At 37.5% G+C, this 21,320-nt stretch carries 28 protein-coding genes and 2 tRNA genes; 7 read left to right on the plus strand and 23 right to left on the minus strand.

All coding sequences use genetic code 11. The annotated features are described in order from the left end of the window. From AC6F75_RS02025 to AC6F75_RS02040, 4 genes are all read right to left on the minus strand, one after another. On the minus strand, positions 1-702 hold a 702-nt coding region (locus AC6F75_RS02025; protein ID WP_500713253.1), incomplete at its 3' end, for an NAD(P)-binding protein. A 73-nt stretch (positions 703-775) separates the two neighbouring features. Further along, positions 776-1,672: a MerR family transcriptional regulator gene (locus AC6F75_RS02030; protein ID WP_500713254.1), complete on the minus strand. Its 897-nt coding sequence runs from the start codon at positions 1,670-1,672 to the stop codon at positions 776-778. Positions 1,673-1,764: 92 nt separating this feature from the next. Beyond that, a tRNA-Leu gene (locus AC6F75_RS02035) sits at positions 1,765-1,848 on the minus strand. A gap of 85 nt (positions 1,849-1,933) precedes the next feature. Beyond that, positions 1,934-2,006 (minus strand) — tRNA-Lys (locus AC6F75_RS02040). Between the two features lie 141 nt (positions 2,007-2,147). Between AC6F75_RS02040 and AC6F75_RS02045 the strand changes: the two genes are divergently transcribed. Further along, complete coding sequence (locus tag AC6F75_RS02045) at positions 2,148-2,675, plus strand: shikimate kinase (protein ID WP_500713255.1); 528 nt, start codon at positions 2,148-2,150, stop codon at positions 2,673-2,675. Here AC6F75_RS02045 and AC6F75_RS02050 read toward each other — a convergent pair. The 10 genes from AC6F75_RS02050 to AC6F75_RS02095 form a co-directional block, all read right to left on the minus strand. Next, positions 2,667-3,170 (minus strand): phosphoribosyltransferase family protein, encoded by a 504-nt coding sequence (locus tag AC6F75_RS02050; protein WP_500713256.1) that lies wholly within the window; start codon positions 3,168-3,170, stop codon positions 2,667-2,669. The two genes, AC6F75_RS02045 and AC6F75_RS02050, sit on opposite strands and share 9 nt — an antisense overlap. A 17-nt stretch (positions 3,171-3,187) precedes the next feature. Further along, on the minus strand, positions 3,188-3,769 hold the full coding sequence (locus AC6F75_RS02055) for a methyltransferase domain-containing protein (RefSeq protein WP_500713257.1): 582 nt from the start codon (positions 3,767-3,769) through the stop codon (positions 3,188-3,190). After that, positions 3,760-4,263: an IS1096 element passenger TnpR family protein gene (locus AC6F75_RS02060; RefSeq protein WP_500713258.1), complete on the minus strand. Its 504-nt coding sequence runs from the start codon at positions 4,261-4,263 to the stop codon at positions 3,760-3,762. The genes AC6F75_RS02055 and AC6F75_RS02060 overlap by 10 nt, the downstream gene beginning before the upstream one ends. A 20-nt stretch (positions 4,264-4,283) precedes the next feature. Continuing rightward, on the minus strand, positions 4,284-5,303 hold the full coding sequence (locus AC6F75_RS02065; protein WP_500713259.1) for a COX15/CtaA family protein: 1,020 nt from the start codon (positions 5,301-5,303) through the stop codon (positions 4,284-4,286). Continuing rightward, a complete protein-coding gene (locus AC6F75_RS02070) occupies positions 5,290-5,613 on the minus strand; it encodes a type II toxin-antitoxin system RelE/ParE family toxin (RefSeq protein ID WP_500713260.1) in 324 nt (107 codons plus the stop codon). The genes AC6F75_RS02065 and AC6F75_RS02070 overlap by 14 nt, the downstream gene beginning before the upstream one ends. Then, the gene (locus AC6F75_RS02075) at positions 5,589-5,834 is read right to left on the minus strand and encodes a hypothetical protein (protein WP_500713261.1); all 246 of its coding nucleotides are present in this window, start codon (positions 5,832-5,834) and stop codon (positions 5,589-5,591) included. The genes AC6F75_RS02070 and AC6F75_RS02075 overlap by 25 nt, the downstream gene beginning before the upstream one ends. Positions 5,835-5,897: 63 nt before the next feature. After that, positions 5,898-7,325, minus strand: coding sequence for a tRNA nucleotidyltransferase/poly(A) polymerase-related protein (locus tag AC6F75_RS02080; protein ID WP_500713262.1), 1,428 nt, complete (start codon positions 7,323-7,325; stop codon positions 5,898-5,900). Between the two features lie 146 nt (positions 7,326-7,471). Next, positions 7,472-7,705: a GxxExxY protein gene (locus AC6F75_RS02085; RefSeq protein WP_500713263.1), complete on the minus strand. Its 234-nt coding sequence runs from the start codon at positions 7,703-7,705 to the stop codon at positions 7,472-7,474. Continuing rightward, positions 7,677-7,847, minus strand: a complete 171-nt coding sequence (locus tag AC6F75_RS02090; protein WP_500713264.1) for a GxxExxY protein — start codon at positions 7,845-7,847, stop codon at positions 7,677-7,679. Before AC6F75_RS02090 ends, AC6F75_RS02085 begins: the two co-directional genes overlap by 29 nt. 127 nt (positions 7,848-7,974) lie before the next feature. Beyond that, positions 7,975-8,538, minus strand: a complete 564-nt coding sequence (locus AC6F75_RS02095; RefSeq protein WP_500713265.1) for an L-threonylcarbamoyladenylate synthase — start codon at positions 8,536-8,538, stop codon at positions 7,975-7,977. Between the two features lie 281 nt (positions 8,539-8,819). Here AC6F75_RS02095 and AC6F75_RS02100 point away from each other — a divergent pair, with 281 nt between their 5' ends. Continuing rightward, entirely contained in the window at positions 8,820-9,581 is a 762-nt protein-coding gene (locus AC6F75_RS02100; RefSeq protein WP_500713266.1) for a lipopolysaccharide kinase InaA family protein, read from the plus strand. 8 nt (positions 9,582-9,589) lie between these two features. On the opposite strand, the gene AC6F75_RS02105 is transcribed toward AC6F75_RS02100, so the two are convergent. Continuing rightward, positions 9,590-10,354: a glycosyltransferase gene (locus tag AC6F75_RS02105; protein ID WP_500713267.1), complete on the minus strand. Its 765-nt coding sequence runs from the start codon at positions 10,352-10,354 to the stop codon at positions 9,590-9,592. A 157-nt stretch (positions 10,355-10,511) separates the two neighbouring features. Between AC6F75_RS02105 and AC6F75_RS02110 the strand changes: the two genes are divergently transcribed. Then, positions 10,512-11,363, plus strand: coding sequence for a glycosyltransferase (locus tag AC6F75_RS02110; protein ID WP_500713268.1), 852 nt, complete (start codon positions 10,512-10,514; stop codon positions 11,361-11,363). A 215-nt stretch (positions 11,364-11,578) separates the two neighbouring features. Here the strand turns inward: AC6F75_RS02110 and AC6F75_RS02115 are convergent, their stop codons facing one another. Then, positions 11,579-12,523 carry a stealth family protein gene (locus tag AC6F75_RS02115; RefSeq protein ID WP_500713269.1) on the minus strand — a complete coding sequence of 315 codons (945 nt, stop codon included), beginning with the start codon at positions 12,521-12,523 and terminating at the stop codon, positions 11,579-11,581. Positions 12,524-12,605: 82 nt separating this feature from the next. Further along, a complete protein-coding gene (locus AC6F75_RS02120) occupies positions 12,606-13,421 on the minus strand; it encodes a 2,3,4,5-tetrahydropyridine-2,6-dicarboxylate N-succinyltransferase (RefSeq protein ID WP_500713270.1) in 816 nt (271 codons plus the stop codon). Positions 13,422-13,591: 170 nt separating this feature from the next. On the opposite strand from AC6F75_RS02120, the gene ruvX reads away from it, so the two are divergent. The 3 genes from ruvX (at position 13,592) to AC6F75_RS02135 (ending at position 15,303) form a co-directional block, all read left to right on the plus strand. Further along, positions 13,592-14,005 carry a Holliday junction resolvase RuvX gene (gene ruvX / locus AC6F75_RS02125; RefSeq protein ID WP_500713271.1) on the plus strand — a complete coding sequence of 138 codons (414 nt, stop codon included), beginning with the start codon at positions 13,592-13,594 and terminating at the stop codon, positions 14,003-14,005. An 83-nt stretch (positions 14,006-14,088) separates the two neighbouring features. Beyond that, positions 14,089-14,679 (plus strand): peptide deformylase, encoded by a 591-nt coding sequence (gene def / locus AC6F75_RS02130; protein ID WP_500713272.1) that lies wholly within the window; start codon positions 14,089-14,091, stop codon positions 14,677-14,679. An 87-nt stretch (positions 14,680-14,766) separates the two neighbouring features. Beyond that, positions 14,767-15,303 (plus strand): DUF5606 family protein, encoded by a 537-nt coding sequence (locus AC6F75_RS02135; protein WP_500713273.1) that lies wholly within the window; start codon positions 14,767-14,769, stop codon positions 15,301-15,303. A gap of 87 nt (positions 15,304-15,390) precedes the next feature. On the opposite strand, the gene AC6F75_RS02140 is transcribed toward AC6F75_RS02135, so the two are convergent. After that, entirely contained in the window at positions 15,391-16,011 is a 621-nt protein-coding gene (locus tag AC6F75_RS02140) for a DinB family protein (protein WP_500713274.1), read from the minus strand. Positions 16,012-16,114: 103 nt separating this feature from the next. Between AC6F75_RS02140 and AC6F75_RS02145 the strand changes: the two genes are divergently transcribed. Further along, a complete protein-coding gene (locus tag AC6F75_RS02145) occupies positions 16,115-17,047 on the plus strand; it encodes a peptidylprolyl isomerase (RefSeq protein ID WP_500713275.1) in 933 nt (310 codons plus the stop codon). A 230-nt stretch (positions 17,048-17,277) separates the two neighbouring features. Here the strand turns inward: AC6F75_RS02145 and AC6F75_RS02150 are convergent, their stop codons facing one another. The 5 genes from AC6F75_RS02150 to AC6F75_RS02170 form a co-directional block, all read right to left on the minus strand. After that, entirely contained in the window at positions 17,278-17,580 is a 303-nt protein-coding gene (locus AC6F75_RS02150; protein WP_500713276.1) for a helix-turn-helix domain-containing protein, read from the minus strand. Beyond that, positions 17,567-17,908 (minus strand): type II toxin-antitoxin system RelE/ParE family toxin, encoded by a 342-nt coding sequence (locus tag AC6F75_RS02155; protein ID WP_500713277.1) that lies wholly within the window; start codon positions 17,906-17,908, stop codon positions 17,567-17,569. The genes AC6F75_RS02150 and AC6F75_RS02155 overlap by 14 nt, the downstream gene beginning before the upstream one ends. 383 nt (positions 17,909-18,291) lie before the next feature. Next, on the minus strand, positions 18,292-19,668 hold the full coding sequence (gene lpdA / locus AC6F75_RS02160; protein ID WP_500713278.1) for a dihydrolipoyl dehydrogenase: 1,377 nt from the start codon (positions 19,666-19,668) through the stop codon (positions 18,292-18,294). A gap of 118 nt (positions 19,669-19,786) precedes the next feature. After that, positions 19,787-20,470, minus strand: coding sequence for an ATP-binding cassette domain-containing protein (locus tag AC6F75_RS02165; protein WP_500713279.1), 684 nt, complete (start codon positions 20,468-20,470; stop codon positions 19,787-19,789). 58 nt (positions 20,471-20,528) lie between these two features. Further along, positions 20,529-21,320, minus strand: a 792-nt coding sequence (locus tag AC6F75_RS02170; RefSeq protein WP_500713280.1) for a class I SAM-dependent methyltransferase, incomplete at its 5' end; no start/stop codon positions are given.

Below are 21,320 nucleotides of genomic sequence, written 5' to 3' on the forward strand. Positions count from 1 at the left end.
ATCCAGAGCCAATGATTGAATACCTTCAATAACACTATACATTCCCTTTTTTGGGTGAAAAGTTCCCAAACCAAAATCGGCATAATTCATAAAATTGTAAAAAGCCGGCGTGTTTGAAGCTTTAGCGCCAAGGAATAAAACGGGAAATTCAAGAATGGAAATGAGCCGCTCATTTTTAAATTCCTTCCTCACCTCTTTGCTGATTGTGCTGAAAAACTGCCCGATTTTTTTAATGGTCAGCGGGGTGATTAACTCCAAAGGTGAAATCCCGGGGTTATAGACCAAATCTTTAATCGCGATGTTGTAGTTGTCCTGAGCTTCAGCAATAAACTTTTTCAGTTTGACTGCACTGCCTTTTTCTTCCTTTTCAAATGCTATGTATATTTTTTCTAAAGTGTCTTCTATGGTAATGAAATCATTTTCACCAAAATAAACACTGTAAGCAGGGTTGAGTTTTATCAACTCGTAATAATCACTTGGTTTTTTGCCAAAATCGGCAAAAAAACTTTCAAACACATCAGGCATCCAATACCAGGTGGGCCCAATATCAAAAGTAAAGCCGTCTCGCTTTAGTTGTCTGGCCCTACCACCGATAGTACTGTTTTTCTCAAATATAGTGACTTTATTGCCTGATTTGGCAAGATAACAGGAGGCAGCAAGTGCCGAAAAGCCCGAACCAATTATGGATATTTTTTTATTCATCTGTTTAACAAAAGTAATTAATATTTAAACAAAAATGATATAGGCAAAAAAAATTATGAATATTTTATCATTTTTAGACGATTTTCAAAAAATCTGAGAGGTTTCTGAAAATTTTGAAAGATTCGGGAAAACGCTCATCGGGCTCATCAAGGATTTGATTTCCAAAAAGCCAAACCTCATTAGTTCCTTGTTTGAGTACAACGGTTTTTAATTCTGAAATAAAATCTTCCAGCGAGTCTTTATCGGGCTGAACAGTCAAATAGGAAACAAAAACAATTGTGTTATGATGATTGACAAAGTGTTTTAGATTATCAGTTGGGATATTATTTCCCAAAAAAATGGTTTTGTAGCCCTGATTCAGCAATTCATAATTTACATATAGCAATCCGATTTCGTGAATTTCGTTTATAGGGAGAAAGAGCACAAAAAGTCTATCTGTTTTGCTTCGGTCTTTTTTGAATTGCTTTTCAATTTCAACAGTAATCTTTTGTTTGATAAGTTCAGAAATAAACCGCTCATGAGACGGGTCTATAGTTCCGGTTTGCCACAAAAGGCCAATATCATTGAGTAGAGGAATTAAAATACTGAAAAACAATTCCCTAAACGTGTATTTTTCTTCAAGCTTTGAAAATGTCTGCTGAAACAACTGCGGATTAAAAGTGAGCATGGACGATTTTAGCTCTGAAATGGCGAAGGCTTCAGCCGAATCTGTTAAACCGGATTTGTGTATTAGGCTGACAACTTCATTGTTTTTTAGTTTGGCAATTTTGGAAATTTTGTACCCGTGATTGTAGAGGTAAGTTACATTTAGTAATTTCATCAGGTTTTCAATATTGTAGTTCCTGATGTTTGTATCTGTTCTTTCCGGTGTAAGTAAACTGTAGCGTTTTTCCCAGATTCTAATAGTATGAGCCTTGATGCCACTCAGGTTTTCAAGGTCTTTTATACTGAACTGTGTTTTTACACCCATAACAATTGTTTAATAGGTTCCGGAAATCGTTAAACTGAGTAAATGTAAGAAAAGAAATATAAGTAAGGAAATTCAGAATGGAATAAAAAAAGTGCCCGGAGTGGGACTTGAACCCACACGCCCTAAAGGACACATGGCCCTCAACCATGCCTGTCTACCAATTCCAGCACCCGGGCGGGTGTTCTTAAAAGGTTCTGTAAAGATAAACCTATTAAGGTATTTTAGAAAAAAAAGTTAAGCGTGAAGCTTAACTTTTTTTTGTGATCTGGCTGGGGCTCGAACCCAGGACCCTCTCATTAAAAGTGAGATGCTCTACCAACTGAGCTACCAAATCTTGATTTTAGTGGGTGTGTTACTTTTCCGTAACGCGGGTGCAAATATAATGTCATTATATTGATTTATCAAACCAATTTTAAAATTAATTATAAAAAAAATATTTCATTAGCTTTACCGACTTAATCCATAACTTATTATAATGAAAAAGGGTGTTGTTTTACTGGGCTATATGGGCAGTGGTAAGTCATCTGTGGCTAAAGAACTGGCACATCAAATAGGTTTTGAATTTGTCGATTTAGACAATTTTATAGAAGAAAAAGAACAGCTAAAAATACCGAAAATATTTACTCAAAAAGGCGAAATTTATTTCAGAAAAAAGGAAAGGTTTTATCTTGAAAAACTATTGCAAACTGATCAACCAATTGTTTTAAGTCTAGGAGGTGGAACTCCTTGTTATGGAGACAACATGAATTTAATTCATCAAACTCCAAATTTGAACTCAATTTATCTTTCTGAAAATTTAGAAACCTTGACTGAAAGACTATTTAAAGAAAAAGAAGGCAGGCCGCTTATCAATCATCTTGAAACAAGGGAAGACTTAAACGATTTCATCAGAAAACATCTTTTTGAGCGGAATTTTTATTACAATCAAGCAAAAATTATCATTAAGACTGATGGAAAACCAATTTCAGAAATAGTGGAAGAAATCAAACAAAAACTATTCTAATACCGCCCTGTCTTTATTTTTTTCGAAGATAACAGCGACGTTTTCATTCAGCGAAGTGGAGAGCGAAATACCTTTAAAATCAGCCTTAACGGGAAATTTTTTGTGGTTTCTGTCTATGAGAACAGCAGTTTTTATTTGCTTTACCGAAACCTCCAGCACATACCTCACCGCATAAATCAATGTGCTTCCGGAATGCAATACATCATCTATCACCACAACAGATTTGTTTTTCATCTCATCAAGCAACATTGAAGAAGAAATAGAATCCAATGGTTTTCTTTTGTTCATTTCAATTTCACATAGAATCACTTTTAAATCGGAGATTTTCTCGACTTCAGACTTGAGTTTTTTAGCAAGCAGAAAACCGTTTTCTTTAATACCGGCAAGGACAATTTCCTTTTCATACACGTTTGATTCATAGATTTGATAAGCCATACGCTTCAGCATGTGCTGAATTTTTTTGTGGTCCAAAATCAGGTCTTTCTCAAGTTGCATAGTTATTGTTTTATCCTTTACGGTTTTTCAAAGATAATAAAGAGTTCGTTACCCATTCTCGGCTTGATGGAGTTATAGCATTTTTCGAGTGTTTTAATTTTAAAATAGGGTTCAAAATAGCTTAAATATTCCTCTCGGCTTCCGCCAAATGGTGGGCCGGTTTCGCTTAAAGCGAAATCAAACAAAACACCTACTAGTTTTCCTTTAGAATGTAGTAATTCGCTCATTTTTTTCGCGTAAGCGGCTCTGCGAAAAGGGTCTAAGGCACAAAAGAAAGTTTGCTCAAGTATGAGGTCATATTTTTTATCAAGCTCAAAAAAATCACCTTGAATGAGTTGTGAGTGGGGAAATTCCGGGGCTCTGGATTTTAAATTTAAAAGCGGACGGCTTGCCAGATCAATCACATCCACATTATTGAAGCCGTTTTGATAGAGATATTCGGCTTCATAACCATTGCCTGCACCGGGAATCAAAACGGAAATATTTTTGTCATCAAGACCGTCGATGTAGGTTTTTAAAGGGGCTGTAATGTCGCCTGTATCCCATCCGGTTTCCTGATTTGTGTATTTATTTTCCCAAAAGTCTTTGTTTAATTCCAATTTTCATCAAAATTTAAATCGTCATAATCCTCCGGGTTAATGCCAAATTCTTCATCGTTATCATCGTCAAAAAGAGATTCGGACTCAAATTCTGTTTCCGGGGCTTCGTCGGGAATTTGGCCGTGGGCAAACAAAAGATTGGGATAGAGTGTTCCGGGTGTTGGCTCTGCAATGTCGGCCAATTCTATAAGAAAGGTCCACATGTTCAGGAAGTCATAGATGTAGATAAGTTTGGTTTCTTCTTTTGAAACTACATCTTGTACAAACGTATTTTGCATGTTCCTTTCGGAATCCTCCATACTAAAAAGTGAAATTTCCTCATCCTGATTCCACTCATCGTCACTGGTGTAAAATGAAGCCATTTCCTGACCACCAAATCCAAATGCCTGAGTGATGGCGTTGTGAAAATCTTCAAGGGTGTCTTCGTTTGAAATTTCTATGTCTCTGAAAACATCTTCATGTGCATCCAAAATAATCCTGAAACGGTAAATCATAATCTCTATTTTTTTAAAATTTATCTACTAAACCGGTGCAATGTAAATGTCATCGCTCCCAACAGGAAAAAAGCTCCAATTTGATGGGCAACCCCCAACCAAAGCGGAACGGCATAAATAAGTGCCAAAACACCCAATACAAATTGTACTCCCACCAAAATGAGTAGCCAATTGATGCTGCTTTGTTGTGCAAAAGTAAGATTTAATTTTTTAGCCTTGAACCAAATATAAAGGATTAACCCCACAACAACATAAGCCAGATACCTGTGCACAAACTGTACGCCACTCTTGCCTTCAATAAAGTTTCTCCATATCGGGTTTTGCTCCAGCAAGACCGTTTCGTGCATCAATTTTCCATCGTTCATCAATGGCCAAGTGTTGTGAATCAAACCGGCGTTAAGTCCGGCTACAAAAGCCCCCCATATGATTTGGACAATCAAAACCGCAAAGCTGAACCGGATTAAATTCCTAAACGAAATATATTTGGGCGTTTCTTTAGGGTAAATAAGATTAAGTGCCACCCATAGGCAAAATGAAAATGTGATAAACGCAGTGATGAGGTGCATCGCTAAACGATAGTGACTCACATAAGGTATATCAACAAGCCCGCTTTTTACCATATACCAGCCTAAAAACCCTTGAAAACCTCCTAAAAACAAAAGAATAAAGCAATTTTTAAGGGTTTCTTTATCCAACTTGTTTTTTGCCCAAAAATAAATAAACGGTATAATGAAAACGACCCCCAGCAATCGGCCTAACAGCCGGTGAAACCACTCCCAGAAATATATGAATTTATAATCATCAAGAGTGAAGTCATACAGACTGTTGATTTTTTGGTATTCAGGAAATTGTTTGTATTCTTCAAAAGCCATTTCCCACTGTTCCTGATTGAGTGGGGGAATGACTTCTGTGATGATGTGCCAATCAGTCATCGATAACCCGGAGTCTGTAAGGCGGGTGATACCGCCCACCAAAACCATAATAAAAATTAGAAAGCAACCGGTAAACAACCAAACAATGACGGGTTTATTTTTTTTCATTTTTAACTTGAATTGGAAAGTGTTCAGGGTTTTGTCTTGTGTCCCAAATATCCAATACAACGATATTATTTTCAGTAAGCAAATAAATCAGATAGTAATTGGATACAACTTTAAGCCTTACATCTTTGACTTCTGAAGCAATTGCAATTTTTGGGAATTTTGATATGAGTTTTATAGCAAGAAGAAATTGTGAATTTAATTTTTTACTGTAAGCAGTTGATTTATTTCGACTGTTCCAATATTTAAAAATGCTTTTTCGGGATTGGATTGCTTTTTGCGTCCAAATTATTTTTCTTCCTCGTTCAGCCATTTTTGAATCTCAGTTTCTGCATCTTCGTGAGTTACAATTCTTCCTTGTTTGTACTCATCCAAAGCTTCATTGATGTTTAGGAGTTGTTCAGGGGAAAATTTATAAACATCGTTTTCAGTGTTTTCCAGTGAAAGAAGCCTTTTGATTTCTTTCAGTAAATTCAAGTCATCAGAAGCAGAGATATGCTTGATCAAGTCTATTTTCAGGTCTGAAGAAGTCATATTTTTAATTTTAGGTAAATTTATTAAACTCTTTTGATTTACTTGTTTTCCGAATAGTTAAAATTAAATCAATCCCATTTTTTTAGCCTTTTTGAGCATATAGGATTTTGCTGCTTCATATTCGTTTGGGATTTCTCCTTCGAGTATGGCTTCTTTGATGGCTTCTTTTAAAACACCAATTTCCCTTGAAGGTTTTAAACCAAATGTTTCCATAATTTCTTCCCCGCTTATGGGTGGTTGAAAATTACGGATGTGGTCGCGTTCTTCTACTTCAACAATGCGTTCTCTTACTTTTTTGAAATTGTTGAGGTATTTCTTTTGCTTTTTGGGGTTTTTGGTGGTGATGTCGGCTTCACATAAGGTCATTAATTCGTCTATATGTTCTCCGGCATCAAAAACAAGTCGTCTCACGGCACTGTCTGTAACCTCGCCCGAAATGGCAATGGGACGCGAACTCATCAACACCATTTTTTGGACAAATTTCATTTTCTCATTTAAGGGCATTCTCAGGCGTTTGAACAGTTTTAAGACCATTTTTGAGCCTACAAATTCGTGTCCGTGAAAAGTCCATCCAATTTTTTTATCAAATTTTTTGGTGGGTGCCTTGCCGATGTCGTGCAGTAATGCCGCCCAGCGAAGCCAAAGGTTTTCGGTTGCTTCACAAATATTATCAACCACTTCCAGGGTGTGCCAGAAGTTGTCTTTGTGGCGCTGGCCTTCAATTTCGTCAATGCCTTGAAGTGCAGTTAATTCAGGAAGAATCAAGTCAAGAAGTCCTACTTTGTGTAACAATGTGAAACCAAGGGATGGTTTCTTACTCAATAATATTTTATGTAGTTCGTCAGTGATGCGTTCAAACGAAATTATTTTAATGCGTTCATTATTTCGTTTTATGGAATCGAGTGATTCTTTTTCAATTTCAAATTCAAGCTGACATGCAAAACGGATGGCCCTTAACATTCTCAATGGGTCGTCAGAGTAAGTAATGTCAGGGTTTAAGGGTGTTCGAATGATTTTATTTTCCAAATCATCCAAGCCATTGAAAGGGTCAATCAAATCGCCGTAAGTTTCAGGGTTTAAACTTAATGCCAAAGCGTTGATGGTAAAATCACGCCGGTTTTGATCGTCTTCAAGGGTTCCGTTTTCGACTGCTGGTTTTCGACTGTTGCGGTCATAAGATTCTTTTCTGGCGCCCACAAACTCAATTTCCATATCATCGGTTTTGAGCATGGCGGTGCCAAAATTTTTGAAAATGGAAATTTTTGGATGATTCACCAGAAGTTGTGAAGTTTTTTTTGCAAGTTCAATACCACTGCCAACAGATACTACATCAATGTCTTTTGGTGTGCCACGACCCAGCAAAAAATCCCTCACAAAGCCGCCAATCACATAGGTTTCAAGGCCAAGTTGTCCGGATGCCTGTGATAGGACATTGAAAATGGGGTGAGTTAATGCAGCTTTATAATTTGTATTTGTAGTGTTGTTTGCCACGAATGTGAATAAAATTTATGTTTGGTTTAATTGGAAAATACCTCTAACTAATGGTTTAAATTCAATTTATATTATCAAAAAAGGTTTGCCACGAATGCACGAATAATTTATGGTTATATTATTCAAAAAAAAATTATGGCATGAATTCATAATACAATTCTTCTATAATCTAATTTGTCTTGTTTGAAATTAACTAGAAGCGCCAATCTGTTATTCGAAATTTTAAAATAGTTAATACACTTAGCAATGTGAGAATCTGTAAATAATTCACAAGATTTCACTTCCAGGATTATTTTATTAAATACAACAAAATCAGCATAAAACTTGTGTTTTAAAATAATGTTTTTGTACCTAACTGTATATTCTTTTTCTCTTTTCAAAAGGAATATTTAATTCTTTGAATTCATATTCAAGAGCATCCTTATAAACAATTTCAGATAAACCTGCACCCAAATGATTGTGAACATCAAACAAAACTCCCAAAAGTGAATAACTTTCTTTTTTAAGAATAAGGTCAGACATAGTTTATCTTTTTTTAACCACTAACACACGATAATTTATTATAACATATCCAAAAAACATTAGTGCATCAGCGGCTTTTTATACACAACACATATAAGCCAAAAATCATTAGTACATTAGTGGCTTACTATTTCCTGATGATTTGCACCTGCCCATCATTTTTTAACTTGATGATAGTTGATGGTTGAGCACCACGATTTTCGTCAGGCAAATTTACAACATAGTCCACGCCGTTCAAAATATCGGGGCTTATTTCGCCAAAACTTTTTGGAGCAGGAAAAGCGCTGATATTTGCCGAAGTGGAAACAAGCGGTCTTCTAAATTTCTTCAGCAATTCAAAAGCAAACCCTTTTTTTATCACTCTGATTCCAAGTGAGTTGTCATCTGCAATTAAATTTTCTGCCACGCCCAACGGTTGGTCATAAACAATGGTAGTGGGTTTTTCTGCATATTCGATGATGTCATAAGCGGCATCAGGAACCTCATAGAGGTGCTTTTCAAGCATTCTCAAATCGGAAACAAGACACAGCATTGACTTGGTTTCTTTCCTTTTTTTGAGCTGGTAAATTTTTGAAACAGCTTCTGCTTTGGTGGCATCACAGCCAATTCCCCAAATCGTGTCAGTGGGGTAAAGTATGATTCCGCCTTTGTTTAAATGGAACAATGCTTTTTCAATTTCCTCTTGATACATCCAGATTATTTTTTACAAAAATACGTCGGAAAAATTAAGTTGAGGATTAAAACAAAAATAAATCAGATTGACTTTTTAAAAGCCACTAATGCACGAATAATTTTTAGTGAACTACTCCAAAAAGCATTAGTGCATTCGTGGCAACCAATTATTAATCTAAATACTAGTTTTTTAATAAATTGATTTCCAAAAAATTTGTGTCTTTATATGATTGCAAACTAGTTTTGTTAGTTATCATTGATAATAAATACAAATTGTATCTTTGCCAAAAATATATTTAAGTGAGGGAACATAAGGAATTTGCGGATATTTCTCAGGATTTGAAAGACTCTATCACTCATTTTGTACATCATTTTGATACGGAAGGGACTTACTATATTAAACCAAGCAGAAACATTATTAAAATAAAAGAAATTAATGGATTGGCAATTAATGTAAAATCATTTAAAATTCCTCATATTTTTAACCGTATTGCCTATAAATTTCTTAGAAAATCAAAAGCCAGACGTTCGTTTGAAAATGCAACCTATTTAATTAATAGAGGCATAGGCACACCAAAACCACTGGCTTATTTTGAATATTTTTCAGCATTTGGGTTACAAAAAAGCTTTTATGTAAGTGAACACCTTAAGTGCGATATTACATTCAGAGAGCTCATTACAAATCCTGAATATCCTGAGCGCGAAAAAATTTTGATTGCAGCCACAGATTTTACCTTCAAACTGCACGAAAATAATATTCTATTTAAAGACCACTCTCCGGGAAACACGCTCATTAAAAAGACTGAAACCGGTTATGATTTTTTCTTGGTTGATTTAAACCGAATGGTTTTTAAGCCGCTGTCTTTTGAAGCACGCATCAAAAACTTTTCGCGCTTGACACCAAAAGAAGAAATGGTGCGTGTGATGAGCAACAGGTATGCACAGCTGATTAATCGAAATCCTGATGAAGTGTTTGAATTGATGTGGAAACACACTGAAAAATTTCAGGAAAAATATCACAGAAAAAGAAAGCTTAAAAAAAAGTTGGGTTTAAAAAAGTAATTTAGGCTTTACTTGCTCTTTGCCCTTTTATTAAGTTGATAGAGCTTAGCATATTTTAGAAAAGTAACGTTGTAAGTTTGCACACAAATAACCCATCCGTTCAGTCCGTCCAGAAAACCTAGTCTTAAAAAGTAAGCCTTAAAAAATGCCCAGGTGGGGTGGCATAGAATTTTCCAGATGGAAGATTTCTTTCCCAAATCAAAATAAGCCTGTGCAGCAATGGTCGAAAATCGCTCTACTTTTTGATTGTGTTCAATGTAGTCTCGATAAATCCAATGCAAAATATCTCCATTAACCCTGCCTGATTTTTTTGGATTAAAAAGCTTGTAAGAATCGTGAGGGTTGATTCCTTGCCATTCGCCTTTGCCTTTGATAAAAAGCCGAAGTTTTCGGTCAGGATACCAGTCTGAATGTTTGATCCACTGCCCGCAATAGATGTTTCTTCGGTTGGCATAATAGCCGTCTTGAACCCAGTTTTTCTTAAGTTCTGAAATGGATTTTTTTAATTCCTCAGAAAGTGCTTCATCTCCGTCAAGTGAAAGAATATGGCCGTATTTTGTCTGGGTAATGGCAAAGTTTTTTTGTTCTTTATAACCCAAAAATTTTTGTTCAACAAATTTAATGTTGAATTTTTCGCAAATTGCTTTAGTGTTGTCAGTAGAGTAGGAGTCAACCACCACAATTTCATCTGCCACTCCATCAAGTGATTTTAAACACTTTTCAAGATGTTCTTCTTCGTTGAACGTAATTATTACCGCAGAGAGCTTAATCATCAATAATTGTTTAGGCGTAATCTAAAAGAAATATAAAAATCAAAAGTATAATCTTTTTCAATGAAAACATATACTCCAACGGAATTGTTCTGTAAATAATTCTTCATTTCTGTGAAAAAGAAAAAGATGGTCGGCAAAAAAAAGTTAATTTTGTAGTATGGCACAATCAGGTTCTGCAACTTCAAATAATAATACTGTCGCGATTTCTGTGATTATAAGCACTTATAATTCAGAAGCGTGGCTGGAAAAAGTACTTTGGGGTTATGAGGCGCAAACTTTTAAATATTTTGAAGTGGTCATTGCCGATGATGGTTCAAAACAACCCACTTTTGACCTGATTGAAAAAATGAAAGCCGAAGTGGGTTTTCCCATCAAACACATTTGGCAGGAAGATGACGGTTTTCAAAAATCCCGCATATTAAATAAAGCCATTGTTGCCTGTGACGCTGAATATATAGTCATGTCTGATGGTGATTGCATTCCCCGAAAAGATTTTTTGGACGTCCACAATACCAACAAGGAAAAAGGGTATTTCCTATCTGGAGGTTACTTTATGCTGCCGATGGATATTTCAAAACTTATCAGCAAAGACGATATTTTTAGTCAGCAGTGTTTTGATGTTAAATGGTTAAAGTCTAAAGGGTTAAAACCTTCTTTTAAAAATAACAAGCTCAAAGCCAAAGGCCTTTTTCAGGGGTTACTGAATTTTTTCACACCCACAAAAGCCACCTGGAACGGGCACAATGCCTCCGGTTGGAAAAGTGATATACTTGCCGTAAATGGTTTTGATGAACGTATGCAGTATGGCGGACAGGATAGGGAACTGGGTGAACGCTTATTCAACCTTGGAATCAAATCAAAGCAAATACGTTACTCGGCAGTTTGTGTGCATTTGGATCACAAACGAGGGTATAAAACACAAGAATCCATTTCAAAAAACCTGGCAATCCGTAAGAAAACCGTTTTTGAAAAAATCACAAGAACACCTTTTGGTATTGTGAAAGAGTAACTAAGTAATTACTACTTATCCTTTGGGAATTTCAGGCAGTTTAAAATAAAAGATATTGGAGATACAAACTACAATCTGAAAACTATATCCTTTGAATCCAAACTCAATACCTTCAAAATAGTTATCGTATAAGGAAATGATGAACGGCTGCTTTATAGAGGGGGAGAAAGCAGAGATACGAGAGAACGATTAATGAATTAGTGACAATTAATAATTTAACTGGTCTTTAATTTCAGCCAGGTAAGTATGTACTTTAATATGTTTGGCGGGCATAGGTCTAAACTTTGCAATCCTAAAAACAGCTTGTTTTTGGTTGTTCTATTTAATTTGATTTTATACCAAAACAGTGGTTTTTTATAAGACCTAAAGTAAGTTAAACGCAAGTTATTGTTTAAAATACAGCTGTCGTTTTTTATTTCAATATGATTGGCTAAACCCTGAGGTATAAATTGATTTTTGTTCCTGAATTTGTATTTGATATTGCCTAAAAACACTTCATTGTTATTACTGAAAAATTGTTCTAAAGTTGATTTTCTTATGGGGTGGGGTGTGTGTTTAAATTTGAAATACTTACTGAACCCCAAAAGTTTTGCCGCATTTTGTTGAACAGATTTGTGCCTAAATCTATGTTCTTTATTTTTTTTCCACCACTTATTTTTGTCAAATTTTAACCATTTCCCTCTTAGGACCGGCAAACCGCCTTTAAAGAAATCTTCGGAAACAGTCTTGTTTATTAAGAAAATATCGTCGTTTAAATAAATAAAATGCTCTGCTAAGTGAGGAATTCTGTGAATACAAGATTCGATGGTTAAGCTGTTAAAAGTTGGTAAAAACTCTTCCAAACCATTAAAAATATCCCTGTGATCAACAATAATGATTTTTTGATATTTATTTTGGGCATCTTTTTCTTTCAAGAAATCAGGGGTTTGATTGTCTGTGACAATATGGATAGTGCGAATATAAGGGGCAAATTTTAACAAGGAATCAACCGAATATTTAATTTCATTGACTTGGTCATATCTGGTTCTGAATTTTTTGGAATCTGAAATATGCTTGTCCTTCAAATAAGGAAGCATTTTTTGTCGGTGTTTGGCGTCATTGCCATCAACCCATAATATGACTGCATCTATAGGATGCATTTCGTTTAGGTCTTTACTCATTCTTTGTTTAGTCTTTTATAATACCCGTTTTTAATCTGCTTTAACAAAAAAAAAACGATTTTTTCTGAACCATAATAGAAGTTTAAACCGCCACATCATAGGTGCGCAGTGCATCATTCAGCGAGGTTTTTTTATCTGTACTTTCTTTTCTTTTTCCAATTATCAGTGCACAAGGTACTTGAAATTCGCCTGCAGCAAATTTTTTGGTATAACTTCCCGGAATTACGACAGACCGAGCAGGAATAAAACCATTAATTTCCTTGGGTTCGCTTCCCGTTACATCTATGATTTTTGTAGAGCCAGTCAAAACAACATTCGCACCCAAAACGGCTTCTTTTTCAACGCGGATACCTTCCACAACGATGCAACGCGAACCAATAAAAGCATTGTCCTCAATAATAACGGGAGCTGCCTGCAGAGGTTCCAAAACTCCTCCAATACCCACACCACCACTCAGGTGGACGTTTTTACCAATTTGTGCACAACTGCCCACCGTTGCCCAAGTGTCAACCATAGTGCCTTCATCTACATAAGCACCAATGTTCACATAACTTGGCATTAGAATAACCCCGCCGGAAATGTAAGCACCATAACGAGCAACAGCGTGAGGGACCACACGAATGTTTTTCTCTTTATAACCCGTTTTCAGCGGAATTTTATCGTGATATTCAAAAATGCCCACTTCAAAAGTTTCCATTTTTTGGATGGGGAAATACAATACCACGGCTTTTTTGACCCATTCGTTTACCTGCCAGCCGTTATCGGTGGGTTCAGCAACCCTCAAGGTACCGTCATCCAGTTTTGAGAGAACATCTTTAATTGCATTGATGGTTTCCGGTTGGGTAAGTAGTGACCTGTCTTCCCAGGCTTTTTCGATAATTAATTTTAATTGATTCATTTATTTTTTTTCTAAACTTAGTTTAAATTCAATAGGTTTTATTTATAAAGTTTCTTTAAAAAACTCACAAACTCACAAACTCATAAACTTTTCCAACCACAAAGATAATTGCTTTTATCAAATGCACAGAAGAAACCAAAGAAGTATTACCTTTGTCCAGAATTTTAACTATGGCGCGCATTTTAGCAATAGATTTTGGAACAAAACGCACCGGCATCGCTGTAACCGATGAGTTACAACTCATTGCATCCGGTTTGACAGCGGTGGAAACTAAAAATTTACTGACTTTTCTTAAAGAGTATGTTGCCAAAGAAAAAGTGGAACTTTTCATTGTTGGTGAACCCAAAAGAATGGATGATACCCCTTCAGATGTTGAGGTTCATATTTCTGCTTTTATTAAAAAGTTGAAAGTTGAAATTCCAGAGATTCCTGTAGAACGAGTGGATGAGCGTTTTACTTCCAAAATGGCTTTTCAAACTATGATTGACAGCGGTTTAAAGAAAAAACAACGCCGCAATAAAGCCCTGCTTGACGAAATCAGTGCAACCATCATTTTGCAGGAATATCTTCACAACAAATCTTAAGGTGAATCATATACCTTCAAAAACAAACTACTTTTGGTGATTTAGAAGTTGAAAATTGTAATTTTGCCAAAAAATTTCAAGAAATGATATTACCGATTGTCGCATACGGCGACCCTGTGTTAAGAAAAAAAGCAGTTGATATTCCGCAAGATTACCCGGCTTTAAGCGAATTGATAGCCAATATGCATGAAACCATGTATCAGGCACGTGGAGTGGGTCTTGCCGCACCTCAGATAGGATTGCCCATCAGGTTGTTTATTGTGGATGCGGAACCGTTTGCAGTCGATGAAGAGCTAAGTGAGGACGAACAAAAGTTTCTTGAGGGTTTCAAACAAACGTTTATCAATGCAAAAATCCTCGAAGAAACTGGTGACGAATGGGCGTTTAACGAAGGTTGTTTAAGTATTCCGGATGTTAGGGAAGATGTGTTCAGAAATGAAAAAATTACCATTTCATTTTATGACGAAAATTTTCTTCAACACACAAAATCGTTTGAAGGAATTGCTGCACGCATCATCCAGCACGAATATGACCACATTGAAGGAGTCTTGTTTACAGACAAATTATCACCACTTAAAAGAAGATTGATAAAAAGCAAACTCAACAACATTTCAAAAGGTAAAGTGGAAGTGGATTACCGTATGCGTTTCCCCAATATGAATAAAAAAAGGTAAATATTTAGATTTTGCCTCACATTCTTTATCTTTGTACAAATTTGAAATTCAAACTTTCAATAAAATAAAATTAAAAAGAATTACTTTATGGGTTTAGAAAAAATCTTATCTATTTCCGGAAAACCGGGTTTATATGAACTAAAAACGCAAACCAGGACAGGTTTTTTGGCGGAATCGCTACTCGACGGAAAGAAAATATCTGTTAGTGCACAGCAAAACGTGAGTTTGCTCTCTGAAATTGCCATTTACACCCTGACCGAAGAAGTGCCTTTGCGGCGGATCATGCAAAAAATAAAGGACAAGGAAAATGGTGAGAAAGCCATCAGTCACAAGGAAGACAAGTTGAAACTGGAAGAATACTTTTTTGAAATCCTTCCCGATTATGACGAAGACAGGGTCTACGCCAGCGACATCAAAAAAATATTTCAGTGGTATAACATTCTACAGGAAAAGGGTTTGATGGATTTCTCTGAACCGACAGAGGAAGAAGCCCAGGAAATTATCAAACAAACCGAAGCAATGGGAACTTCAAATAAAGCGGTGCCTGTTGAAAAATCAACTCCCAAAGTTTCAAACACAAAAAAGGGAGGCCCGGCAAAAAGCCCGGTTGCGAGAAAATCTTAATATATTAATCGTATAAAGTTATTTGAACAAAAAAAGCAGGATAAATATTGATCTATCCTGCTTTTTTGTTAGTATTGTGTTTGAATTTTAATATTCACGAAAACCCTCAGAAGCCATAATCTCATCTATTTGAAGGCTGTGTCTTTCAGCGTGACCGGCAATAAACAACAAATACTGGTACCCGTCAATTTTCCCGAAAGGGGCATCAGCAACCCGGTTGCGCATGTGTTCAATTTCATAACCTTCTATTAAGTCGAATATAACAGCTCTGTTTTCAGCAATTGCTGAAAGTAATTCATCAGCACTGGAAAATTCACCGGTGGGGTGAAGCACTTCGGGAGCCTTGAATCTTGCAGAGCGATCAACGATGGTATTCAACATTTCATCATCTGTGGCCACGAGACTTTCTCTTTCATCAGGATTGGCAGGTTGTTCCAATACTTCCTGAACCATTTCAACCAGGGACAATTCGGTCAGGTAAATATGTTCCAGACACATAATAATTGACCAGCTTTCGTCAGTGGGTTGATAGTTCAATTGCTCAATAGAAAAATCGGCAGTTTTTGCTCTCAGGTTATCCATGTTTCTTTGATAATAACTCAAAAGAAATTCTTTGTCGTTTTCTTCAGGGTCGGTTGGTTGATTAGCCATGGTTTGCTGAAATCCCATCAGCAAAAAAGCAAATAGAAATAAAGGAATTTTTTTCATAGTGACAGGTTTAATAGGTGTTTTTTAAGTGTTGTATGTAGAAATTAAATTTCTGAAACCGGCACAATTATGTACCTTTGCACCTCATTAAAAAATTAAAGCAATGCAGGACGGAATTTACGCAAAATTTTTGACATCAAAAGGTGAAATCACCATCAAATTAACCTACCAACTCACCCCGGGAACAGTGGGCAACTTTGTGGCCCTTGCCGAAGGAAATCTTGAAAATTCAGTCAAACCTCAGGGAACACCTTATTATGACGGGATAGTATTTCACCGCGTGATACCGGATTTTATGGTTCAAGGTGGTGACCCAACAGGCACAGGCAGCGGTGGTCCCGGTTATCAGTTTGATGACGAGTTTCACCCTGAGTTACGTCACGATGGTCCGGGCGTGTTGTCTATGGCCAATTCCGGAAAAGCAACAAACGGCAGCCAGTTTTTTATCACCCATGTGGCAACACCTTGGCTGGACGATAACCATACGGTTTTTGGAAAAGTGATTGAAGGACAAGATGTAGTGGATGCCATTGCACAAGGTGATAAAATAGAATCATTAAAAATTGTAAGAGTAGGCGCTGAAGCCGAAAAATGGAATGCCGTAGAGTCTTTCAGACAGTTTGAAGGTGCCAAGGCAAAACGCGAAGCTGCAGCAAAAAAAGAACAGGAAGAATTATTGGGTAAACTGGCTGAAGGTTTTGAAGCAACCAAAAGCGGTTTGCGCTATAAAATCACCGAAAAAGGAGATGGCCCTAAAGCCAGAAAAGGAGATGTAGTTGTGGTGCACTACACCGGAATGTTTACCGATGGAAAAGTATTTGATTCCTCTTTTGAAAGAAATAACCCCATCGATTTTCCTGTGGGAATGGGCCGTGTGATACCGGGATGGGATGAAGGTCTTTTGCTTTTAAACGAAGGCGACAAGGCCCGTTTTGTACTTCCATCACACCTGGCTTATGGCAGTGCCGGTGCAGGTGGGGTGATTCCTCCAAATGCTGTATTGGTATTTGATGTGGAGTTGGTGAAAATCAAATGAATTAAGAAGTTAAAAGCCCTAAGTTAGAAGGACATAGTCTTAAGAAAAATACGGTAACTGAACAATTTCAGGCTACCGTTTTTTAGTTTTGGTAAATATGGAAATCATCGTTAGTGGATAGACGGTAGAGCTGAAGATTAAGAAACCAAAACAGTAAACGAGCTGTGTGTTCAGGCTGAGCGATTGGGGGAGGGGCTTAAATCAGTTTGTAATTAATGATTTTGTACGATTTAAACATCAAGCGATAATTTTAAACTTCCGCCTAAACCTTCCCTAATTATCCTCATTAAAGTTGAAAGCCGTATATCACTAGCGTTGTTTTCAATCCTGGAAATATAATTTTTTGTGGTTCCAACTCTTTCAGCAAGTTGTTCTTGGGTCAGCTGTTGTTTTTTGCGTGCTTCCTGGATTAAAACGCCAATTTTGAATGTTTCAAACTCTTCTTGGAATTTATCACGGGATTTTGTTCCTGTTTTTCCGTACTGTTCGTCTAAATGGTCATCAAATGATGTGATTCTTTTATCTGTGTTCATAATATTCTTTTTTTAATCGTTCTGCTTTTTTAATTTCATTTTTTGGGGTTTTCTGCGTTTTCTTTTGAAATCCGCTCAAGAGTATTATTAAATTACCATCGTCGAAAAAACAAAATATTCGGAATATTCCCTTTCCTGCTGAAATTCGCACTTCCCAAAGTCCGTCAGTATTCGTCAAATGTTTTAAAAATTTTTCCGGTACAATTCGCGTTGTTTTAATAAGCAACAGGGGCCAGTCAATTTTCTTACGAACAGCGAGCGACTGTTTTAAATAAAAATCTTTAAAATGATTTTCATAAAACCCTATTTCTCTTTTAAACCCGCTCAATTTGGTTGGTCGTTAAATCAGGCTCAAAGTTACCTAAAAAGGTAACATTTTCCAAATGAAAATATTATTTATATTGGGAGGACGGATTTTTATTAGACTGCTATGAAAATAAAAAATTTACCCAAGACGAACTCATACTGGGTATTTCAACATCAACAAATGCAATTACGTTTCAGCTGATCTCCGGGGATGAACTGGTCTCAATAATTTGTTTACCATAGCTTCCTCACAAAAGGGCAAACTTTGGGAAAGCACCGCCGTTAATGAGTTGCGGGTTCAGGCTGAACGGTTGGCAAGTCGATTAAAAAGTTAGGTGTATAAAAAAACGGCAGCCTAAAAATTCCGGCTACCGTTTTCCAATGTTTGGGAACATTTAAAATATTTTACAGGTGAATCACCTCGCCATAAGCATCGGCAACGGCTTCCATCACGGCCTCACTCATCGTGGGGTGGGGGTGGATGGCTTTGAGCACTTCGTGTCCTGTGGTTTCCAGTTTTCTGCCCAGAACGGCTTCGGCAATCATATCGGTCACTCCGGCACCTATCATATGGCAACCCAGCCATTCGCCGTATTTGGCATCAAAAATCACTTTCACAAAACCTTCGGGTGTTCCGGCGGCTTTGGCTTTTCCTGAGGCGGTGAATGGGAATTTCCCCACTTTCAGTTCATAGCCGGCTTCTTTGGCTTGTTTTTCGGTCATGCCCACGCTGGCAATTTCGGGAGTGGCATAAGTACATCCGGGGATGTTGCCATAATCGATGGCTTCCACGTGCATGCCTTTGATTTTTTCGACACAAGTGATTCCTTCCGCAGAAGCAACGTGAGCTAACGCCGGACCGGGAACCACATCACCAATGGCATAATAGCCGGGAATGTTGGTTTGGTACCAGTCGTTGACCATGATTTTGTCCTTGTCAACCACTATGCCCACATCTTCAAGGCCAATATTTTCTAAATTTGATTTGATGCCCACGGCAGATAAAACAATATCTGCTTCAAGGGTTTCTTCGCCTTTTTGGGTTTTTACTTTGGCTTTAACACCTTTTCCGGAAACATCCACCGACTCCACAGAAGAACTGGTCATCACCTTGATACCGGCTTTTTTGAACGAACGCTCAAATTGTTTTGAAATGTCTTCATCTTCCAGGGGAACGAGATTGGGTAAAAATTCAACGATGGTCACTTCAGTGCCCATCGCATTGTAAAAATGGGCAAACTCAACACCAATGGCGCCACTTCCCACAATAATCATCGATTTGGGCTGCTTGTCAAGCGACATCGCCTCACGGTAACCAATGACTTTTTTGCCGTCCTGTTTCAGGCTGGGCAACTCACGTGAGCGGGCTCCGGTAGCAATAATGATATGGTCTGCGCTGTATTCTTTTCCGTCAACTTCCACTTTTTTTCCGGGTTTTAGTTTTCCGAAACCGTTAATGACGTCGATTTTGTTTTTCTTCATCAAAAACTGAACGCCCTTGCTCATATCCCCGGCAACGTTGCGGCTTCTTTTGATGACTTTGGAAAAGTCTTTGTCGGCATCTTTTAGGGTGAGTCCGTAATCTTCAGCGTGTTTCATGTAGTCAAACACCTGTGCACTTTTTAAAAGGGCTTTGGTGGGAATACACCCCCAGTTCAGGCAAACGCCCCCAAGGCTTTCTTTTTCAATAACTGCGGTTTTAAATCCCAGTTGTGACGCGCGAATGGCGGTTACATAACCCCCGGGACCACTTCCCAAAACAATAATATCATATTTGCTCATTATGCTTTATTTTTAGTCGAATTATTACAGGTTACGAAATTACGGATTTTTGATAATGTGGCAAGGGTGATTTTTATAAACTTCTTACTTCTGATATCTAATATCTAACATCTCAAACCTACTGCCTAATATCACTCTCCACCTCACCATCTCTCAGGCGAATGACCCGTTTAGCACGACGGGCTATATCTTCTTCGTGGGTAACTAGAATTACGGTATTGCCGGCCTGATGGATGGCATCGATAAGGTTCATGATTTCTTCTGAAGTTTTGGAATCAAGGTTTCCGGTGGGCTCATCAGCAAGGATGATGGAAGGGTTATTGACCAATGCCCGACCCACGGCAACGCGCTGGCGCTGTCCTCCTGAAAGTTCGTTGGGGCGGTGATCCATACGGTCTGCAAGGCCGACATCTGCCAATACTTTTTCAGCACGCTTTGTGCGGTCTGCTTTTGAAACCCCGGCATAAATCATGGGTAAAGCAACGTTTTCAAGTGCAGTGGTGCGCGGTAATAAATTAAAAGTTTGAAAAATAAACCCGATTTCCTTGTTCCTGATTTCGGCCAGCTCGTCATCGGTCATGGTGCTTACTTTGACGCCATTGAGTTCATAGCTTCCCGAAGTGGCTGTATCCAGGCAACCCAGTATGTTCATCAGTGTTGATTTTCCCGAACCCGAAGGACCCATCAGCGCAACATATTCGCCGCGTTCAATGTCAAGGTCAATATCTTTTAAAACGCGTAAAATTTCGTTACCCATCTTAAAATCACGGGTAATTTTTCTGATTTTTATTACTGTGCTCATTGCTGATTCTCGGGTTTTATTTCAAGCCATTACATAAGTCTTTTCTAAAAGCCTAAAGTTACACTTTTACCGTAAAACTTTCTTTTTGCTGTTCTTTCCTGAAGAAAATAATTCCCCAGTAAAAGGTGTCAATAGCTACGGTGACTTTGGGATGGGAGGCAATTTCCTGCCAGGCGCGGTGCATCTCATTTGACCAGTGAATGTCGTCAAAAATCATGACTGTTTCATTTTGAACAAACGGAAGGAGTTGATGAAAGTAATTTATAGTGTCTTTATAACTATGGTTGCCGTCGATAAAAATACAATCGGGAGCAAAATGTGACGGCTTTTTTAAGAACTCTTCAAAGGTTTCATTGGTAATCGTAACGTTTGTGCAACCGGCCTCTTTCAAGGCGTTTTCGGCAAAAGCAGCCGTAGCCGGGCAACCTTCAACACTTACGACTTTATTTTTTTCGCTTAAAGCGAAAGCAATTGTAGCCTTTCCCAATGAGGTGCCCAGTTCAATGGTGTTTCGAAAATTGAAATAATGCGTTAACCTAAAAAGCAATCGCTGCCGAAAGTTGGAGATGCCCGCATATTTTGCAATGGCAGAAACTTTCCTTTTGTTGGAACGAAACACCCGCGAACCCGAACCAAAATCGGTTACAGAAATGGTCTCTTTGCTTTGTGAAAGCTGCTTGTTGTATTTTTCCAATATCCTGTATTCAGGATAATCCTTCTTATCCCTAAAACAATACGCAATCAAATCAAACACAAAAGGCGAATGCACGCCATGCAGCTTGATGGATTTGAAGAAGAATTTTATGTATGAGATTAGCAGGTACATTTTTTTAGACTTTAGACGTGAGAT

The organism is Planktosalinus sp. (genome assembly GCF_059864935.1).

What these genes read in the sequence shown, in the direction of transcription:
- AC6F75_RS02045 (WP_500713255.1), top strand. Translation starts at nt 2,148, where the DNA reads ATGAAAAAGGGTGTTGTTTTACTGGGCTATATGGGCAGTGGTAAGTCA.
- AC6F75_RS02135 (WP_500713273.1), top strand. Translation starts at nt 14,767, where the DNA reads ATGGGTTTAGAAAAAATCTTATCTATTTCCGGAAAACCGGGTTTATAT.
- AC6F75_RS02090 (WP_500713264.1), bottom strand. Translation starts at nt 7,847, where the DNA reads ATGTCTGACCTTATTCTTAAAAAAGAAAGTTATTCACTTTTGGGAGTT.
- AC6F75_RS02115 (WP_500713269.1), bottom strand. Translation starts at nt 12,523, where the DNA reads ATGAGTAAAGACCTAAACGAAATGCATCCTATAGATGCAGTCATATTA.
- AC6F75_RS02145 (WP_500713275.1), top strand. Translation starts at nt 16,115, where the DNA reads ATGCAGGACGGAATTTACGCAAAATTTTTGACATCAAAAGGTGAAATC.
- AC6F75_RS02050 (WP_500713256.1), bottom strand. Translation starts at nt 3,170, where the DNA reads ATGCAACTTGAGAAAGACCTGATTTTGGACCACAAAAAAATTCAGCAC.
- AC6F75_RS02060 (WP_500713258.1), bottom strand. Translation starts at nt 4,263, where the DNA reads ATGATTTACCGTTTCAGGATTATTTTGGATGCACATGAAGATGTTTTC.
- AC6F75_RS02105 (WP_500713267.1), bottom strand. Translation starts at nt 10,354, where the DNA reads ATGATTAAGCTCTCTGCGGTAATAATTACGTTCAACGAAGAAGAACAT.
- AC6F75_RS02150 (WP_500713276.1), bottom strand. Translation starts at nt 17,580, where the DNA reads ATGAACACAGATAAAAGAATCACATCATTTGATGACCATTTAGACGAA.
- AC6F75_RS02165 (WP_500713279.1), bottom strand. Translation starts at nt 20,470, where the DNA reads ATGAGCACAGTAATAAAAATCAGAAAAATTACCCGTGATTTTAAGATG.
- AC6F75_RS02140 (WP_500713274.1), bottom strand. Translation starts at nt 16,011, where the DNA reads ATGAAAAAAATTCCTTTATTTCTATTTGCTTTTTTGCTGATGGGATTT.
- AC6F75_RS02095 (WP_500713265.1), bottom strand. Translation starts at nt 8,538, where the DNA reads ATGTATCAAGAGGAAATTGAAAAAGCATTGTTCCATTTAAACAAAGGC.
- def (WP_500713272.1), top strand. Translation starts at nt 14,089, where the DNA reads ATGATATTACCGATTGTCGCATACGGCGACCCTGTGTTAAGAAAAAAA.
- AC6F75_RS02110 (WP_500713268.1), top strand. Translation starts at nt 10,512, where the DNA reads ATGGCACAATCAGGTTCTGCAACTTCAAATAATAATACTGTCGCGATT.
- AC6F75_RS02065 (WP_500713259.1), bottom strand. Translation starts at nt 5,303, where the DNA reads ATGAAAAAAAATAAACCCGTCATTGTTTGGTTGTTTACCGGTTGCTTT.
- ruvX (WP_500713271.1), top strand. Translation starts at nt 13,592, where the DNA reads ATGGCGCGCATTTTAGCAATAGATTTTGGAACAAAACGCACCGGCATC.
- AC6F75_RS02030 (WP_500713254.1), bottom strand. Translation starts at nt 1,672, where the DNA reads ATGGGTGTAAAAACACAGTTCAGTATAAAAGACCTTGAAAACCTGAGT.
- lpdA (WP_500713278.1), bottom strand. Translation starts at nt 19,668, where the DNA reads ATGAGCAAATATGATATTATTGTTTTGGGAAGTGGTCCCGGGGGTTAT.
- AC6F75_RS02120 (WP_500713270.1), bottom strand. Translation starts at nt 13,421, where the DNA reads ATGAATCAATTAAAATTAATTATCGAAAAAGCCTGGGAAGACAGGTCA.
- AC6F75_RS02070 (WP_500713260.1), bottom strand. Translation starts at nt 5,613, where the DNA reads ATGGCTGAACGAGGAAGAAAAATAATTTGGACGCAAAAAGCAATCCAA.
- AC6F75_RS02075 (WP_500713261.1), bottom strand. Translation starts at nt 5,834, where the DNA reads ATGACTTCTTCAGACCTGAAAATAGACTTGATCAAGCATATCTCTGCT.